The 18,062-nt window shown below is 70.6% G+C and carries 9 protein-coding genes; 2 read left to right on the forward strand and 7 right to left on the reverse strand.

What is annotated here, in order from left to right; all coding sequences use genetic code 11:
- The first annotated feature begins 615 nt into the window (after positions 1 to 615).
- Together MZTS_RS22350 and MZTS_RS22355 are read left to right on the forward strand one after the other, a co-directional pair.
- Positions 616 to 8,019, forward strand: a complete 7,404-nt coding sequence (locus MZTS_RS22350) for a type I polyketide synthase (protein ID WP_192285461.1) — start codon at positions 616 to 618, stop codon at positions 8,017 to 8,019.
- Entirely contained in the window at positions 8,016 to 9,389 is a 1,374-nt protein-coding gene (locus MZTS_RS22355; protein ID WP_192285462.1) for an aminotransferase class I/II-fold pyridoxal phosphate-dependent enzyme, read from the forward strand. Before MZTS_RS22350 ends, MZTS_RS22355 begins: the two co-directional genes overlap by 4 nt.
- Before the next feature lie 232 nt (positions 9,390 to 9,621).
- Here the strand turns inward: MZTS_RS22355 and MZTS_RS22360 are convergent, their stop codons facing one another.
- The 7 genes from MZTS_RS22360 to dxs form a co-directional block, all read right to left on the reverse strand.
- Positions 9,622 to 10,293 (reverse strand): spermidine synthase family protein, encoded by a 672-nt coding sequence (locus MZTS_RS22360; RefSeq protein ID WP_192285463.1) that lies wholly within the window; start codon positions 10,291 to 10,293, stop codon positions 9,622 to 9,624.
- Positions 10,294 to 10,427: 134 nt separating this feature from the next.
- Positions 10,428 to 12,431, reverse strand: a complete 2,004-nt coding sequence (shc, locus tag MZTS_RS22365; protein WP_009866405.1) for a squalene--hopene cyclase — start codon at positions 12,429 to 12,431, stop codon at positions 10,428 to 10,430.
- Positions 12,432 to 12,475: 44 nt separating this feature from the next.
- Positions 12,476 to 13,777 carry a hydroxysqualene dehydroxylase HpnE gene (hpnE, locus tag MZTS_RS22370; protein WP_192285464.1) on the reverse strand — a complete coding sequence of 434 codons (1,302 nt, stop codon included), beginning with the start codon at positions 13,775 to 13,777 and terminating at the stop codon, positions 12,476 to 12,478.
- Positions 13,777 to 14,628, reverse strand: a complete 852-nt coding sequence (hpnD, locus tag MZTS_RS22375) for a presqualene diphosphate synthase HpnD (RefSeq protein ID WP_192285465.1) — start codon at positions 14,626 to 14,628, stop codon at positions 13,777 to 13,779. Before hpnD ends, hpnE begins: the two co-directional genes overlap by 1 nt.
- Positions 14,625 to 15,524 (reverse strand): squalene synthase HpnC, encoded by a 900-nt coding sequence (hpnC, locus tag MZTS_RS22380; RefSeq protein ID WP_192285466.1) that lies wholly within the window; start codon positions 15,522 to 15,524, stop codon positions 14,625 to 14,627. The genes hpnD and hpnC overlap by 4 nt, the downstream gene beginning before the upstream one ends.
- Entirely contained in the window at positions 15,521 to 16,546 is a 1,026-nt protein-coding gene (gene hpnA, locus MZTS_RS22385) for a hopanoid-associated sugar epimerase (protein WP_192285467.1), read from the reverse strand. Before hpnA ends, hpnC begins: the two co-directional genes overlap by 4 nt.
- 161 nt (positions 16,547 to 16,707) lie before the next feature.
- Positions 16,708 to 18,062, reverse strand: a 1,355-nt coding sequence (gene dxs, locus MZTS_RS22390; RefSeq protein WP_192285468.1) for a 1-deoxy-D-xylulose-5-phosphate synthase, incomplete at its 5' end; no start/stop codon positions are given.

Here is an 18,062-nt window from a genome sequence, read left to right on the forward strand (position 1 = left end):
CCGCAACGTCTACTCGCCCGCGGAAGCTGAAAAGCATGGCTTCGCGTATTCCGGCGTCGGAATTGCATGATCGCCGCGCGCGGCCGAACCCTCGGCGGACAATGCATCGCAGCGAGGTCGGCGGCCGGGAAAAGGATCACCTCTTCATCTGGCGTGACATTCAACGAAAACTTGAACACGCTGCCAACCGATCACTCCGGCCGAGAGTGATCTCTTCAAGGCATTGAAGGCAGGCGCCAAAGCCACCTTCAATCTTCATGAAAATCTTCGCCGCACCCGCGGCGAAATTACGGCAATTGATCACTCTGTTTCACCAACTCCATCCAATGTCTGCTGGCTCGATCACTTCGCCGTTTTCGAGCCGTCAACGATTCACTGATGAATACGTGCCACACAATCTCCCAATCTCTCAGGATTAAGGGAGAGGTCGCAGCCAAGCGGGTTGGACGGTCCTGACGGCCATACTAAGAATGCCTCTTAACTCCTCCGGCCGCCGGCCACCCGTTCTCGGGTCTGGCGGCACAGCGGATGGCTTGCGGGGCATTCGGGGTGACGGCGCCTGCGCCCTCACCGGCCGAAAACCGGTCCCTGCTTCACGAGCGTAAACGGATCGACGTGACTCACCGCAAAGACATCGCGATCGTCGGCCGCGCCTGCCGCCTGCCCGGGGCTCCGAACGTCGAGGGGCTGTGGCAGCTCCTGACCGAGGCGCGCTGCGCCGTCTCGCGCATCCCCGAGGATCGCTGGTCGCTGCCGGCCTATGGCCATCCGCGGGCGCAGGAGCGGGGCAAGAGCTATACCTGGGCCGCCGGTGTCCTCGACGACATCTGGTCGTTCGATCCGGGCGTGTTCGGCATCTCGCCCCGTGAGGCGGAGCAGATGGACCCGCAGCAGCGCATGCTGTTGGAGCTGACCTGGGAGGCGTTCGAGGATGCCGGCCTGCGTCCGTCGGCGGTGGCGGGCAGCCATATCGGCGTGTTCGTCGGCGCCTCGGCGCTCGATTACGGCAACCTGCGCATCCTCGACCCCTCGTCGGGCGACGCCTATGCCGCCACCGGCAACACGCTCTCGATCATCTCGAACCGCATCTCCTACATCTACGACCTCAAGGGTCCGAGCTTCACCCTCGACACGGCCTGCTCCTCCTCGCTGGTCGCGCTCAACGCGGCGATCGCGGCGATCGAGGCGGGTCAGGTCGACACCGCCGTGGTGGCCGGCGCCAACATCCTGGCGAGCCCGTTCAACTTCATCTCGTTCTCCAACGCGCAGATGCTCTCGCGCACCGGCCTGTGCCAGGCTTTCTCGGCCAGCGCCGACGGCTATGTGCGCGCCGAGGGCGGCGTCGTCCTGATCCTGCAATCCACCGAGGCCGCCGCCCGCAGCGGCCGGGCAGTGCGCGGCGTGATCGCGGCGAGCGGCGTCAATTCGGACGGGCGCACCACCGGCATCTCGCTGCCCTCCGGCCATGCCCAGGGCGCGCTGCTGGAGCAGGTCTACCGCGACGCCGAGATCGACCTCGACTCGATCGCCTTCGTCGAGGCGCACGGCACCGGCACGCCGGTTGGCGACCCGATCGAGGCCGGCGCCATCGGCGGCAAGCTCGGCAAGCCGCGGCGGGCGCCGCTGCCGATCGGTTCGATCAAGACCAATATCGGCCACACCGAGCCGGTCTCGGGTCTGGCCGGCCTGCTGAAGGCCAGCCTCGCCCTGGAGCACGACCTGCTGCCGCCCTCGCTGCACGCGGCCGAGCTCAATCCCGATATCCCGTTCGAGTCGCTGAAGCTCGCCGTCACCCGGACGCCGCTGGCGCTCAGCCGCGGCACCACCGAGCGCTTCGCGGGCGTGAACTCCTTCGGCTTCGGCGGCACCAACGCCCACGTCGTCCTGACCGACCCCGCTCCCGTCACGGCCAAGGCCGAGGCCGGCCCCGCGCCGGAGATCCTGCTGCTCTCCGCCCAGAGCCGCGCGGCCCTGAACGACCTCGCCCTCGATTACGCCGAGCGCTTCGAGCACGCCTCGCCCGAGGAGGCCGGACGCGTCGCAGCGGCGGCGTTCCATCGCCGCGAGCGCCTGTCGACCCGCCTCGCCCTGCCGATCGGCCCCGCCACCGACGTTCCGGCCGCCCTGCGGGCGCTGGCCGAGGGCGAGGAGAGCGAGGCCGCCATCGTCGGCACCGCCGTCGAGCGCAATGCCGAGGTCGCCTTCGTCTATTCCGGCAATGGCAGCCAGTGGGTCTGCATGGGCCGCGAGGCCTATGAGCAGAGCGCATCCTTCCGCGCCCGCTTCGACGAGGTCGATCGCCTGTTCGAGAAACTTTCCGGCTGGTCGCTGAAGGAGGCGATGTTCGCCGAGGATCTCGACGCGCGCCTCTCCCTCACCCGGGTCTCGCAGCCGCTGATCTTCGCGATCCAGAGCGCCTCGACCGTGGCCCTGCGCGCCAAGGGCCTCGCGCCGCGCTACGTGCTCGGCCACAGCGTCGGCGAGATCGCCGCCGCGGAAGCCGCCGGCATCCTGAGCCTGGATCAGGCGGTCCGGGTCATCTTCTACCGCAGCAAGCATCAGGAGACGACACGCGGCTTCGGCACCATGGCGGTACTGCTCGGGCCGGTCGAGGAGATGGAGGCGTTCCTCGCCGACTACCCGACCCTCGACGTCGCCGCCTATAACAGCCCCAAGGCCATCACGGTCGCCGGCCCCGAGGCGGATATCGAATCCGCCATGAAGGCGCTGGCCCGCAAGCGCCGCCGCGGGCGCAAACTCGACCTCGAATATCCCTTCCACGGCCGGCTGATGGACCCGACCGAGCGTCCGCTGCTGCGCGACCTCGGCGGCCTGAAGGCCGCCGCCGGCCACACCGCCATGGTCTCGACCGTGACCGGGACCGTGCTGCCCGGCGCGGAGTTCGGGGCCGGCTATTGGTGGCGCAACATCCGCGAGCCGGTGCGCTTCTGCGAGGCTTTGCAGGAGGCGACCCGCCAGGGCGCCCGCGTCTTCGTCGAGGTCGGCCCGCGCGCGACCCTGCTGCCGCATATCGGCGACGCCATCGAGCCGCTGGGCATCGAGGTCGCCTCGGTCGGCGTGCTGCACCGCAAGCCGGTGGGTGGCGATCCGATCGCCAAGGCGGTCGCCGCCGCCCTGGTCGCCGGCGCCGCCGTGGACGAGGCGCGCCTGTTCGGCACCGATCCGGCGGGCCCGATCGCCCTGCCGCTCTATCCCTGGCAGCGCCGGCCGTTCCGCCTCGCCGAGACGACCGAGGGAGCGGGCGCCGCGCCCCGGCCCTACCACCCGCTGGTCGGAACACGGCTCTCGCCCGACGGGCTCGAATGGCACGGCCATCTCGACGCCGCCCTGGTGCCCGAACTCGACGACCACCGTATCGACGGGCAGGTGATCCTGCCGGGTGCTGCCTTCGTCGAGATGGCGTTGCAGGTGGCCCGCCAAGCCCTGCGCGAGGAGAGCGTCACGCTCGCCGATGTCGAGATCCTCTCGCCGATGGTCTTCGCCGAGGACTCCCTGCGCGAGGTGCTGGTCCGCCTGTCCGGCTCCGGCAATCAGATCCAGATCCTCAGCCGCCCGCGCCTGACCCCGACGCCGTGGCAGCTTCATGCCTCGGCCAAGATCATCGAGGGCGACTTCCCCAAGCCCGCCCGCCGCGATCTCGTGCTGCCCGCCGATCACGCGGTCACCGGGGAGAGCCTGTATCGCCGGGCGCTGGCCTCCGGCCTCGGATTCGGCGCGAGCTTCCGGCAGGTCGCCGCCTCCGCCCGCATCGACGAGACCACCATCGTCTCCGAACTGGTTCCGGCCGAGGCCGATGCCCGCTACGGCCTCGTGCCCGCGCGCCTGGATTCCTGCTTCCACGGCCTGATCCTGCTCTTCGCCGAGCTGATGGGCGAGGGCTCGACCAAGGCCTATGTGCCGGTGCGCTTCGGCGAGGTGCGCCTGCTGCGCCCCGGTGCCGGCATCGCCAGGGCCGAGATCCGCACCCGGCGCTGCAACGAGCGCTCGATCCTGGCCGACTTCACCCTCCTCGATGCCGAGGGCGAGGTGATCGCCACGATCCGCGAGGGCCGTTTCCAGGCCCTGCGTGCCAAGGGCGGCAGCGACCTCGACGCCTACGCCATCACGCAAGGGGTCGAGCGCGCCACCGAGCCGACCGCCCTGCCGCTGGAGCGCCGCCCGAGCGTGGCCGAGCGCCTGCGCCCGAGCCTCACCGCTGCGACCGCGCCGGACGAGGCCGAGCTGGGGCCGGGCCACCTGCTGCTGGAGGGCTGGGCGACGGCTTTGGCCTATCGGCTGGCCGAGGGGCTGTCCGAGAAGGGGAAGGTCGTCCTCGACGGCCGCCTGCCCGAGACGCTGCACGCTTGGGCGACCAACGCCCTGTATGCTCTCGAAAGCAGCGGGCTCGCCTCGCTGGAGGGCCGCACCTGGCGCCTGCGCCGGGACGTGACCCTGCCGGCGCCCGAGGAGACCATGCGCTGGATCGCGGCCGACCATCCGGAACTGGCCGCCGAACTGGTGCTGCTCGCCGACACCACCGCCCTGGTCGGGCGGATCGTGGTGGGCGAGGCGCCGGCCGCCACCCTGTCGCCGGCCGCCCTCGATGCCTTCCACCTGCGCGGTGCCACGGCCCGCGCCGCCGCCGACGTGGTGGCGCGGATCGTCGCGGAAGCCCGCGGGCGCCTGCCGGGGGACCGCGCCCTGCGCATCCTCCAGGTCGGCTTCGGCCCGCTCTCGGCCCGGATCGCCGCCTTCGCCCGCGAGGCCGATGCCCGGCTGACCGTGCTGGAAACCGACCGTCGCCTCGCCGAGCGCGCCCGCCTCGGCCTGCCCGGCTCCGTCACCGTCGCCGAAGCCGCCGACAGCCTGCCCGCCGGTGCCTTCGACCTCGTTCTGGCGAGCGACGTGCTGCACCGGGCCGACAAGGCCCTACCGGGCCAGCTCGCCTCGGCCCTCGCCTCCGGCGGCCTGCTGGTAGCGGTCGAGCCCGGCGCCTCGCTGTTCCGCGACCTCGTCTTCGGCCTCGAGCCCGGCTGGTTCGAGGAGGCGGTCGCCGGCATGCCGGTCTCCCGTCTCGACGATGTGGCCGGCTGGCAGCGTCGCCTGAGCGCCTCCGGCCTCGTGCGCGTCTCCGCCGACCGGGCCGCCTCCGTCAACGGCGACGACCTGCTCCTCGTCGCCGAGGCCCCGACCCGGCCGGCGGTCGGCCACGGCCAGAGCTTCGCCTTCGTGGTCGGCTCCGACGACGATTTCGGCGCCGAAACCGCCTCCTCGCTGGCGACCCTGCTGGTGGCGAGCGGCGTCCATGTCTCGATCATCCTCGATTCCGAGCAGTCGCTGCTGGAACTGGAGCGCGAGACCCCCGACACCGTGGTGTTCCTCGCCGGCGCCTTCGTCGGAGAGGGCGAGGCGGCCGCGCGTCTGCGCGACCGTTGCCTCAGCCTCAAGCGCTGCGCCGAGCATCTCGGCGGCCGCCAGACCCGCCTCTGGGTGGTCGCCCCCGGCGCCACCCGCGATGCCGGCGGCGAGCCGGCGGCGGTCGAGGCCGGCGTCTGGGCCTTCAGCCGGACGCTCGCCAACGAGGCGGCCAATCTCGATGTCCGCCGGATCGACCTGTCGCCGGCCCTGTCCTCGAAGGATGCCGCCGAGCGCCTGCGCGCGCTGATCCTGTCGGGCACCGACGAGACCGAGATCGTGCTCGATGCCGACGCCACCCGGGTGGTGCGCTTCCATCCCGGCCGCGCCATCCGCGTGGACGGCGAGGCGGCCCCCGCCGCCCGGCTGGAGCGCTCCAATACCGGCGGCCTCAACGAGATGGTCTGGGGCCCGGCCGAGCGCGCCGCCCCCGGTCCCGGCGAGGTCGAGATCGCGGTCGCGGCCACCGGCCTGAATTTCCGCGACGTGCTCTGGGCGCTGTCGATGCTCCCGGAGGAAATCCTGGAGGACGGCTTCGCCGGTCCGCGCCTCGGCCTCGAAGTCTCCGGCCGCGTCACCGCCATCGGCGCGGGCGTGGTCGATGTCGCGGTCGGCGATTCCGTCGTCGCCTTCGCCCAGTCGGGCTTCGCCACCCACGTGGTTGTCCCGGAAATGGTCGTGGCGCCGATGCCGGAAGGCCTCGACCCGGCCGCCGCCGCCACGGTGCCGGTCGCCTTCCTCACCGCCTATTACGCGCTCTGCACCTGCGCCCGCCTGCGCAAGGGCGAGTGGCTGCTGGTGCATGGCGGCGCCGGCGGCGTCGGCCTCGCCGCGCTCCAGATCGCCAAGTGGAAGGGCGCCCGCGTCATCGCCACCGCCGGCTCGCGGGAGAAGCGGGCGCTGGTGGCCGCGCTCGGGGCCGAGCACGTGCTCGATTCCCGCTCGCTGGCCTTCGTGGACGATGTCCGCCGCATCACCGGGGACGGCGTCGACGTGGTGCTCAACTCGCTGTTCGGCGAGATGATGGAGCGCTCGCTGAACTGCCTGCGGCCGTTCGGGCGCTTCGTGGAGCTGGGCAAGCGCGACTACGTCGCCAACACCCATATCGGCCTCAGGCCGTTCCGCCGGAACCTGTCCTATTTCGGTGTCGATCTCGATCAGGTGCTGCAGCACCAGGGCGAGGACGGGGCGCGGATGTTCCGCGAGGTGATGGCCCTGTTCGCGGAAGGGGGCTTACGTCCTCTGCCCTACCAGCCGTTCGCCGCCGACGAGACCTCGGACGCGTTCCGGCTGATGCAGCAATCGGGGCATGTGGGGAAGATCGTCGTCACGCCGCCGGCTCCCGGCAGCGTCGCGCGGGTGCGGCGCGTGCCCTTCACCGTCTCGGAGCGGAACGTCCACCTCGTCACCGGCGGCCTCGGCGGCTTCGGCGTCGAAGCGGCCCGCTGGCTCGCGGATCGCGGCGCCCGCCGCATTCTGCTGGTCGGCCGCTCGGGCAAGCCGAACGAGGAGGGCCGCGCCCTCATCGCCGAACTCTCGGCCAAGGGCGTCAGCGTCGAGACCAAGGCCTGCGACATCACCAGCCGCCGGGCGGTCGAGGCCCTGATCGAGGGCATCGAGGCCCGGGGCGACAAGCTCGCGGGTGTGATCCACGGCGCCATGGTGCTGCAGGACGGGCTGATCTCGGCGATCGAACCCGAAACGCTGAGTGCCGTGATCGCGCCGAAGGTGATCGGCGCCCAGCATCTCGATGCCGCCACCCGTGGGCGCAAGCTCGATTACTTCGTGCTGTTCTCCTCGGCCACGACCTTCATCGGCAATCCCGGCCAGGGCTCCTACGTCGCCGCCAACGGCTTCATGGAAGGGCTGGCCCGCCAGCGCCGCCGCCTCGGCCTGCCGGCGCTCGCGGTCGCCTGGGGCGCCATCGGCGATGTCGGCGTGCTCGCCCGCAACAAGGCGGTGATGGACACGCTGGCCTCCCGCGTCGGCGTGACCCCGATGGAGGCCCGCCTCTGCCTCGACCTGATGGCCGAGGCACTGGAAGGCCAGGGCGCGGCCAGCGACGAGGGCGTCATCGCCATCGCCGCGATGCATTGGGGCAAGGCGCGCGAGCGGCTCAGCACCCTGCGCTCGCCGAGCTACGCCAGCCTCGGCGGCGATCAGCAGGCCGAATCCGGGACCGTGGCCGCCATCCATATCGGCGCCCTGCTGCGGACGCAGGAAATCGACGAGGTCCGCAAGACCGTGGCCGACGCCATCGTCGAGGACATCGCCCGCATCCTGCGCCTGCCGAAGGACGACATCAGCCGCGTGCGCCAGCTCTCGGAGATCGGCCTCGATTCGCTGATGGGCGTGGAACTCGGCGCGAGCCTGCAGGAGCGCTTCGCCCTCGACGCGCCGCCGGCCGGCATCTCCTCGGGCCTGACCGTCAACGAGCTGACCGAGACGCTGATCCAGGCGGTGGCGACCCCGGTGGACGAGGCGGCGGGCGTCACCCTGAGCCTCGCCACCAAGCATGTCGGCGATCTCGATGCGGCGACGCTGGTGCCGTTCAACGAACTCGTCGAGAAGAACGTCTCGGACATCAAAGAGATTCTGCCATGACCCAGCCGTCACGCCCGCAGGACGGCAGGGCCGCGCTCGCGAGTTTCGTCACCAACCGGCTCGGCCGCGCCAACGCTCGGCCCGGTCCGGCCGCCGCCGAACGCAAGGCGCCGGCCGAGGATTCGATCCAGGATTTCGAGAAGCTGACCGGCTACCGGGAGCTGCGCCTGCAGCGCTCGGCCGCCGACCTGATCGGCCTCGGCAACCCGTTCTTCCGGGTGCACGAGACCCGTGCCGCCGCCACTACGCGCATCGACGGCCAAGCCTTCTCCAACTACTCGTCCTACGACTATCTCGGCCTCAACGGTCACCCGGCCGTGAGCGGAGCGGCGCGCAAGGCGATCGAGACCTTTGGCACCTCGGCCTCGGCGAGCCGGATCGTGGCGGGCGAACGGCCCGGCCATCTCAAGCTGGAGCGGGCGCTCGCCGAGCATTACGGTACGGAAGCCTGCGTGATCATGGTGAGCGGCCACGCCACCAACGTCACCGCCATCGGCGCCATGCTGGAGGCGCCGGACGTGATTTTCCACGACGCGCTGATCCACAACAGCGTGGTCACCGGAGCTCAACTTTCCGGCGCCCAGCGCCGCTCCTTCGCCCATAACGACCCGGCCTCCCTCGAGAAGCTGCTCGAAGCGACCCGCCACGAGCATCGCCGGGCGCTGATCGTGATCGAGGGCCTCTACAGCATGGACGGCGATGCGCCGGACCTCGCCGCCTTCGTCGAGCTGAAGCGCCGCTACGATTGCTGGCTGATGGTGGACGACGCCCACGGCCTCGGCGTCCTCGGCCGCACCGGTGCTGGCCTGCACGAGCATTGCGGCGTCGATGCCGCCGATGTCGACATCTGGATGGGCACGCTCTCGAAGACGCTCTCGTCCTGCGGCGGCTATATCTGCGGCCCCTCGGTGCTGGTCGAGTACCTGAAATGCACCGCCGGCGGCTTCGTCTACAGCGTCGGCATGTCGCCGCCGCTCGCCGCCGCCGCCGAGGCCGCGCTCTCGGTGATGCAGGCCGAGCCGGAGCGGGTGGAGCGCCTGCGCCGCAACGGGCACCAATTCCTGGCGCTCGCCAAGAAGCACGGCCTCAATACCGGCGCGAGCCTCGGGCTCGCGGTGATCCCGATCATCATCGGCGACTCGCTCAAGGCCGTGACGCTCTCGGACCGCCTGTTCAAGCGCGGCATCAATGTGCAGCCGATCATCCACCCGGCGGTGCCGGAGCGCTCCTCGCGTCTGCGCTTCTTCATGACCTCCGAGCACACGCCGGAGCAGATCGCGCAGACCGTCACGACGGTGGCGGAAGAACTCTCCGCGCTGGAGACCGGCGCGACGCTGATCGAGCAATTGATGGCCCGCCGGGGGGCGTGAGGCTCCTGAACCCTCTCCCCAACGGATCTTGGGCTTGCCCAAGATCCGCAACCGTATGCCCAAATCAGGCAGGCCCGATTTGGGTGGGGGGAGGGGTGCCTCGCGGAGGCGAGGCGGGAGAGGGGTCGGCTCCGAACTTTCCGGAAGCCGCGCTCCCCTCATCCGACCCCCTCCTGGGGGCCACCCTCTCCCGCGGAGGGGAGAGGGAGGATGCGCGGCCCGCATCCCGCTTTTAGCGTCGCCCGGCCAGCCAGATCACGTGCCGCGCCCCGCGCTTGCCCCGCGCCCGCGTGGCGATTTCCTCGACGGCAAACCCCGCTTGTCCGAGCCGTCGCGTGAAGGCGGCATCGGGATGGGCCGACCAGACCGCCAGCACGCCGCCCGGCCGCAGGGCCGCGCGGGCCGCGCCGAGGCCGGCGGCGTCGTAGAGTCGGTCGTTGGCGCCACGGGTGAGACCGTCCGGGCCGTTATCGACGTCGAGCAGGATCGCATCCCAGGCCGCCGGCCGCTCACGGATCACCGCGACCACATCGGCTTCACGGATCGTGACGCGGGCGTCGGCAAGGCTTTCACCGGTCAGTTCCGCCATCGGTCCCCGCGCCCAGGTCAGCACCGCCGGCACGATCTCGGCCACCGTCACCCGCGCCGTCGCCGGCAGGCAGGCAAGGGCCGCGCGCAGGGTGAAGCCCATGCCGTAGCCGCCGATCAGCACATGCGGAGCCTTCACCGCCCGGACCCGTTCGGCGGATAACTGCGCCAGGGCCTCCTCGGACCCGCTGAGGCGGCTGTTCATCAACTCGTTGCGGTCGAGCTGGATCGAGAATTCATGGCCCCGGCGCATCAGGCGCAGGCTGCCCGCCTCGCCGGGGATGGGGGCGGTGTCGAGATGTTCCCAGGGGATCAAGGGCCGCCTCGCGGGCTCGTGTCGAAGAAGGCTTGGCGAAGCAGGGTTCCCCCGCCCGGCGCCGCATCACAAACGAAAACGGCGCGGGATGCCCCGCGCCGTCGATTGCTGATCCGGGATCAGATCCCGTCAACTTACATTCCGAACTGCACCTGCCGGCTGTTGCCCCGCTTCAGGTTGCGGAAGCGGGCCATGGCCCAGAGCGGGAAGAACTTCGGGTAGCCGTGATAGCGCAGGTAGAATACCCGCGGGAAACCGGTCGCGGTGTAGCGCTCCTCGTTCCACAGCCCGTCGGCGCCTTGCGTGCGCATCAGGTAGTTGACGCCGCGGGCGACCGCCGGATCGTCCACCTCGCCCACCGCCATGAGGGCGAGCAGCGCCCAAGCCGTCTGCGAGGCGGTCGAATAGCCCGGCTCGAACTCGGGGTTGAGCTTGTAGGAGGACGCGTCCTCGCCCCAGCCGCCATCCGGGTTCTGGATGCGGATCAGCCACGCCACCGCCTTGCGGATTTCCGGCGATTGCGGATCGACGCCCGCCGCGTTCAGCGCGCACAGCACCGACCACGTGCCGTAGATGAAGTTCATGCCCCAGCGGCCGTACCAGCTCCCGTCCTTCTCCTGGTCGTTGAGCAGGTAGGTCACGCCGCGATCGAGCGCCCGGCTGGTCTCGCGGGTCTCGCCGAGCTGCGCCAGCATCGAGACCACGCGGGCGGTCACGTCCGCGGTCGGCGGGTCCAGCAGCGCCCCGTGATCCGAGAACGGGATGTGGTTGAGGTAGTGATGGTTGTTGTCGGCGTCGAACGCCGCCCAGCCGCCATCGGCGCTCTGCAGCCCCTCGACCCATTCACGGGCGCGGGCGATGGAGGTCGAGTAATCGGGCATCCCGCTCACCAGCCCGTGCTGGCGCTGGGCGCGGTCCATCGCCATCACCACCACGGCGGTGTCGTCGAGGTCGGGATAATGCGGGTTGGCGTATTGGAAGGCCCAGCCGCCGGGCCGCACATTCGGCTTGGTCTCGGCCCAGTCGCCCTTGATGTCGAGGATCTGCAGCGGCTTGAGCCAATCGAGCCCGGCGCGGGCATTGGCCTCGGCCTGGGTGCCGCCCACCTCCAGCATGGCGTGGCTGGTCAGCGCCGTGTCCCAGACCGGCGACAGGCAGGGCTGGACATAGGCCTCGTCGTCCTTCTCGGCGACGAGCTTCTCGATCGCCTCCAGTGCGATCTTCACCTGCGGATGGTCTGGCGGATAGCCCAGCACCTCGTACATCAGCACGGAATTGACCATCGACGGAAAGATGGCGCCGAGACCGTCCTCGCCGTTCAGGCGCTCGGACACCCAGGCGACCGCCTTATCGATGGCGCGCTGGCGCGGCACCTTCGGGAAGTGGTCCTGCGTCTTCTGCAGCACGCGGTCGATGGCGCCGAAGATCGGCGTCCACGGCCAGGTGGCGTGGGGGGAGCCCGGCCAGGTCCGCACCGAATCCGGCGGGGTCACGAACAATTCGGCCACGCCGACGCCGCGCGGGTTCTTGGCCCGGGGCTTCTTGGCCTGGATCACGAACAGCGGCACCATGGTGCAGCGGGCCCAATAGGACACCTTGTCGAGATGGAACGGGAACCATTTCGGCAGGTGCATCACCTCCACCGGCATCACCGGCACCGCCGTCCACGGCACCTCGCCGTAGAGGGCGAGCAGGATGCGGGTGAAGACGTTGGCGTTGGCCGCGCCGCCCCGCTGCAGGATCGCCTTGCGCACCGCGCGCATATGCGGCGCCTCGATGTCGTCACCGATCATCTTGAGGGCGAAATAGGCCTTCACCGACGCGCTCATGTCGAACGGGCCGTCATGCACCAGCGCCCAGCCGCCATGCACCTTCGACTGCGTCCGGCGCAGGTAATTGCCGATCTTGGCTTCCAGCCCAGCCCGCGGCTCGGTCCCACGGAAATGGTGGAACAGGATGTATTCGGAGGGGATGGTCGCATCCGCTTCGAGTTCGAAGCAGATGTGGCCGTCGGCCTGGGTCATGTCGGTGAGCGCGCGGGCGGCGCTCTGCACGCCGCGCTCCACGTCGTCGAGGGACACGTCGCGGGTCTTGGGACGCTGCAGCGTCTCGACCTTGCTCACGGCCGCCTCTCGCATCGCTTTCGCCTCGTCCGACTGTCTCGCTGCCGTCGTCATATCCTTCAAGCGACTCCCTGTGCCTGTGCCCGTCCGCACATGCCGGTGCGGAACAGGGCTTGCGCGGCGCTCGTGCCGGAACGGATCGCACCCTCGATGGTCGAGGGCAGGCCCGTCTCGGTCCAGTCACCGGCCAGAACCAGATTCCGGTAGCGCGTCGTCGCGCCGGGACGACGCGCGGCCTCGGCGGGCGTCGCCGCGAAGGTCGCCCGCTTTTCCTTGACGATCTGCCAGCTAGGCAATTCTCGTGCAAGCCCGTAGAGATCCGCGATCTCAACCCAGATCCGGCGCGCGAGATCCTCACGCCCCTCGTCGAGGAGGTGGTCGGCTCCGCTGATGGTGACCGAGAAGCGATCGGGATAGGCGAACAGCCACTCGGTCAGGCCACCGATCACGCCGAGCAGCAGCGGCGCTCCCTCCGGCGGCGGCACCGCGAAATGCGCGTTGACGATGGAGCGGAACTCCTGGGGCGCTGGCGTGCCGGGCAGCAGGTCGGCCGTCACCCAGGATGGCAGGGCCAGCACCACGGCATCGTCCGGGCCGACGGGAAGCGACTCGTCGGTGAAATCCAGGCGCTCGATCCGGTTCGGCCCCAGGCCCAGGGCGCGCAGGCGCCGGCCGTAGCGGATTTCCCCGCCCTGGCGGGCGAGATAGCGCAGGGCCGGATCGACGAAGGCGGTGGAGAGGCCCTCGACCGCCACCAGCGGACGGCAGGCGCGCCCACCCGCTCCCAGGGTTTCGCGCAGGATGGTGGCGGCCAGCCCGACATCGCTCTCGCGCGGATCGGTGTTGAGGGCGGCGAGCAGCACCGGGTGCCAGAGCCGCTCGTAGAGTGGGCCCTCGCAGGCCATCCGCTCGCCGATGGTGCCGCTCTTGCCCGGCGCGTTGCCGGAGGCCGCCATCATCAGGGAGAGGGGGGCGAGATAATCGCGTGCCCGGGTACCCGGCACGCGCCGCCCCGCCCGCAGCACCCACCAGGGCAGGCGGCCGGCATTCGGGCGCAGGGTCCAGCGCTCGCCGGTCCTCAGATCCGCGAAGTGGAACACGGCCTCGTCGGGGCCGGTCAGGGCGGCTTCCGGCGCGCCCACCAGCCGCATGAAGTCCAGGGTCGAGCGGTTGCCCGACAGGAGCAGGTGGTTGCCGTTGTCGATGGTGAGGCCGAGCGACGGGTCGTAATACGAGCGGCAGCGCCCGCCCGCCTGCTTGGCCGCCTCGTGCAGAACCACGCGGCTGCCCGCTTCCGCCAGCGAGGCGGCCGCGGAGAGGCCGGCGAGGCCGGCGCCGACGACGTGAACCGTTCCCGCCATCACAGGATCCCGTGGCGCAGAGCGACGAGGAGAAGGGAGAGCTTGCCCGGCTTCACCCGCTCCCGCGGGGCCTCCCAGCCGCGCTTCTCCACCGCATCGAGGTAGAGCCGGTAGGCGGCGGCCATCAGGCGCGCCGCCTTGGTCGCCCGACGCGGGCTCTTCGCGATGATCGCCCAGGTCTGGCGGTAATGCTCCTGCGCCTCCGCCGCGACCGCCCGGCAGACCTCGCCGAGGCGCGGATGCGCCAGCGCGCTCTGCGGCGTGGGATTCATCAGGCCGATCCGGTGGAACTTCTCCATCGGCAGGTAGAGGCGCCCGCGCGCCGCATCCTCGTCGATGTCGCGCAGGATGTTGGTAAGCTGCAGCGCCCGGCCCTGGTGCCAGGCGAGCCGGATCCCCTCTGCCTCAGGCATCCCGAAGATGCGCACCGAGAGCCGCCCGACGGCACTCGCCACCCGGTCGCAATAGAGATCGAGCTTGGCTTCCGATGGGGCGACGATATCCTCCTCCGCATCCATCGCCATGCCGTCGATGACGGCTTGGAAATCCTCGCGCTTGAGGCCGAAGCGGCGCATCGGCTCCTCCAGCGGCTTCACCCGCGCGGGCGGCCGGCCGGCATAGAGCGCGTCGATATCGGCCCGCCAGCGGTCGAGTTCGGCCGCGCGGATCTCGCGGGCGCCGCCGTCGTCGGCGACGTCGTCCACCGCCCGGCAGAAGGCGTAGACGGCATACATCGCTTCGCGCCGCTCCTTCGGCAGCAGGCGCATGGCCGTGTAGAAGGACGAACCGGCGGCCGGCAGGGCGGGCGCCTCCGGGGTCTCACCCGGCAGGGGCGTGGCGGTGGCACTCATCGGCCGGCTCCGGCGGGGGCGTGACGGTGGGCGCGCGAGCGGAACGGGCGGCGCACCAGCGTGGCGGCGATGCCGCCGAGCGCGGTGAGCGCGAAGGCGGCCTTGCCGTGGTGGACTTTCTCGGAGAGCGGATCGCGGGTCAGCAGCCCCTTCGTCAGCACGACGGCGAGGCGATGGATCGCGGCGATCTCCAGGCTCAGGCGGGTATCGTCGATGAGGTTCGGCAGCGGCGCTCCCTCGTCGAGCAGCGTGAGCGTGCGCTCGGCCAACTCCCGGATCACCGCGAAAAGCTGCGGGCTCGCCCGGTCGGCGCCCAGCATCGACACCTCGGCGCCGTGCTTCCGCATCGTGTCGAGGGGCAGGTAGACCCGGTCGAGGTTACGAAAATCCTTGCCGCAATCCTGGAGGTGGTTGAGCACCTGGAGCGCGGCGCAGATCGCGTCGGAGGTCGGATAGACCCGGGCCGGATCCTCGCCGTGGATGTCGAGCACGAAGCGCCCGACCGGCATCGCCGAGTAGCGGCAATAATGGATCAGCTCGTCCCAATTCTCGTAGCGGCTCTTGCGCGCGTCCATGCGGAAGGCGTCGAGCAGTTCGAGGGCATGAGTCGGCGGCTGCCCGTGAGCTGCGAGTTCGCGCTTGAGCGGCTCGACGGAGGGGTCGAAGCCACCCTTGCCGGTCAGGGCGTCGGCGAGCGCGTCGAGCATCTCGATCTTGCGCTCAGGCGACAGGCCCATGTGGTCGGCGACGTCGTCGCCCGCGCGGACGTAGTTGTAGAAGGCCAGGATCGCGCCGCGGTTACGCGGATGGATCAGGTGCGAGGCAACCGGAAAATTCTCGTCGTGCTGGCCCTTGCCCGTGCGGGCGTCGGTCGCGGTCTGAAGCCCGGCGCTCATGTCATGTACCCCGCCTGTCGGAACCACGCGATGGCGTCCTCCAAGCCCTGGCGATAGGGCCGGGCGGAATAGCCGAGTTCGGCCCGTGCCTTGGCGTCGGAGAAGAACATCCGGTACTTCGACATGCGCACGCCGTCGATGGTGGCGAGCGGCGCCTTGCCGGTCACCCGCGCGATCTGCTCGGACAGGAAGGCGATCGGGTAGATCACCGCGTAGGGCAGCCGGGTCGTCGGCGCCTTGCGGCCGACCAGCCCGGCGATGTCGGCGAGCATCTGCGCCAGCATCACGTCCACGCCGCCGAGGATGTAGCGCTCGCCGATCCGGCCCTTGCGCAGGGCGAGCAGGTGGCCGGCGGCCACGTCGTCGACATGGGCGAGGTTCAGGCCGGTATCGACGAAGGCCGGGATCTTCCCCTGCGCCGCGTCGAGGATGATCCGCCCGGTCGGCGTCGGCTTGACGTCGCGGGGGCCGATCGGCGTCGAGGGGTTCACGATCACCGCCGGCAGCCTGTCACGGGCCACCATCTCCTCGACCACGCGCTCGGCGACGACCTTGCTGCGCTTGTAGGCGCCGATGGCGGTCTCCGGCGTCAGCGGCCGGGTTTCGTCGGCGGGCGTGCCGTCGTCATGCGGCTTGATGGTCGCGACGCTCGATGTGTAGACGATCCGCTCGACGCCGGCCTTCAGCGCCTCCTCCATCAGGATGCGGGTGCCGTCGCGGTTGGTGCGGACGATCTCCTCCATGTCCGGCGCCCAGAGCCGGTAATCGGCCGCCGCGTGGACGAGGTAGCGCTGGCCGCGCATGGCGCTGGCGACCGCCGCCCGGTCGCGCATGTCGGCCTCGACGATCTCGACATCGGGCCAGGTCAGGTTGGTGCGGGGGGAGGAGGCGCGCACGGAAATCCGCACGGAAAACCCCGCCGCGCGGAAGACGTCGACCAGGGCGGCTCCGAGGAAGCCGCTGGCACCGGTGATCAGCACCGGCCCCGCCGGGAACGGGCCGCTTTGGGTCGGCTCTGTCATCGCGCTCGCGTGATTTTAGAAATTCCTCTCGCCTGCCGGTCGCGGGACCGGAACAGACGCACGGAAACGCCGCGTCGTCGGCTCGCCCGATTCCGGGCGTTGACGGCGCGGCGCTTGTCTCATCGATGACGCGGCGCGGCAAGCACCGCGCCTGCTGCCGCTCAGGCCAGACGCAGGCGCCCGGTCCGGCTGCCCTTCTTCTCCGGCAAAGCGGCCCGGACGGCCTTGAGGATGCCCTCGGCGTCGAGGCCGGCCTCGGCGTACATCTTCTCCGGCTTGTCGTGGTCCTGGTACAGGTCCGGCAGCGTCAGCGTCCGCACCCGGACCCGGCCGGCATCCAGAACGCCCCGCTCGGAGAGCAGGTGCAGCACCATCGCCCCGAAGCCGCCGACCGAGCCCTCCTCCACCGTCACCAGAACCTCGTGGCTCATCGCCAGATCCACGATCAGCTCCGCGTCCAGCGGCTTGGCGAAGCGCGCATCCGCCACGCTCGTGGCCACGCCCTCGGCCTCCAGGGCGTCCGCCGCCTTCAAGGCCTCCGACAGGCGCGTGCCGAGCGACAGCAGCGCCACCCGCGCCCCCTCGGGCCGGCGCACCACCCGGCCCCGGCCCAGCGCCAGAACCTCGCCCTTCTCCGGCAGCTCGATGCCCACGCCCTCGCCGCGCGGGTAGCGCAGGGCGATCGGGCCGGAATCGTGCGCGTGGGCGGTGGCCACCATGTGCACCAGCTCCGCCTCGTCGGCCGCCGCCATCACCGTCATGTTCGGCAGGCAGCAGAGATAGGCCAGATCGAACGCGCCCGCATGGGTCGCCCCATCCGCGCCGACCAGCCCGGCCCGGTCCAGGCAGAACCGCACCGGCAGGTTCTGCAAGGCCACGTCGTGCACCACCTGATCGTAGGCCCGCTGCAGGAAGGTCGAGTAGATCGCCACGAACGGCTTGTAGCCCTCCGTCGCCAAGCCGCCGGCGAAGGTCACCGCGTGCTGCTCGGCGATGCCGACATCGAAGGTCCGGTCGGGATGCGCCTTGCCGAACAGGTCGATGCCGGTGCCGCCCGGCATCGCGGCGGTGATCGCCACCACCTTCGGATCGGCATCGGCCGCCTTGATCAGGCTCTCGCCGAACACCCGCGTATAGGCCGGGGCGTTGGCCTTGGCCTTGGCCTGCACCCCCGACACCACGTCGAACTTGACCACGCCGTGATAGCGGTCGGCGCTGGCCTCGGCCGGGGCGTAGCCCTTGCCCTTCTGCGTCACCACGTGGAGCAGGATCGGACCCTGATCCGAGTCGCGCACGTTCTTCAGGACCGGCAGCAGGTGGTCGAGGTTGTGCCCGTCGACCGGCCCGACATAGTGGAAGCCCATCTCCTCGAACATCGTGCCGCCGCCCACCACCAGCGAGCGGGCATATTCCTCGGCCGCGGCCGCGCGTTGGTAGAGCGCCTTCGGCAGGAGTTTTCCCAGCTGCTTGGCGGTCTCGCGGAGCGAGCGGTAGGGGCCGCCCACAGCGTACCCGG

It is taken from the genome of Methylorubrum zatmanii (genome assembly GCF_014845115.1).
In the GTDB taxonomy this organism is placed as follows: domain Bacteria; phylum Pseudomonadota; class Alphaproteobacteria; order Rhizobiales; family Beijerinckiaceae; genus Methylobacterium; species Methylobacterium zatmanii.

Bases quoted from the DNA above. Each gene is read 5' to 3' on its own strand.
- MZTS_RS22355 (WP_192285462.1), top strand. From the start codon at position 8,016: ATGACCCAGCCGTCACGCCCGCAGGACGGCAGGGCCGCGCTCGCGAGT.
- hpnC (WP_192285466.1), bottom strand. From the start codon at position 15,524: ATGAGCGCCGGGCTTCAGACCGCGACCGACGCCCGCACGGGCAAGGGC.
- hpnD (WP_192285465.1), bottom strand. From the start codon at position 14,628: ATGAGTGCCACCGCCACGCCCCTGCCGGGTGAGACCCCGGAGGCGCCC.
- shc (WP_009866405.1), bottom strand. From the start codon at position 12,431: ATGCGAGAGGCGGCCGTGAGCAAGGTCGAGACGCTGCAGCGTCCCAAG.
- hpnE (WP_192285464.1), bottom strand. From the start codon at position 13,777: ATGGCGGGAACGGTTCACGTCGTCGGCGCCGGCCTCGCCGGCCTCTCC.
- hpnA (WP_192285467.1), bottom strand. From the start codon at position 16,546: ATGACAGAGCCGACCCAAAGCGGCCCGTTCCCGGCGGGGCCGGTGCTG.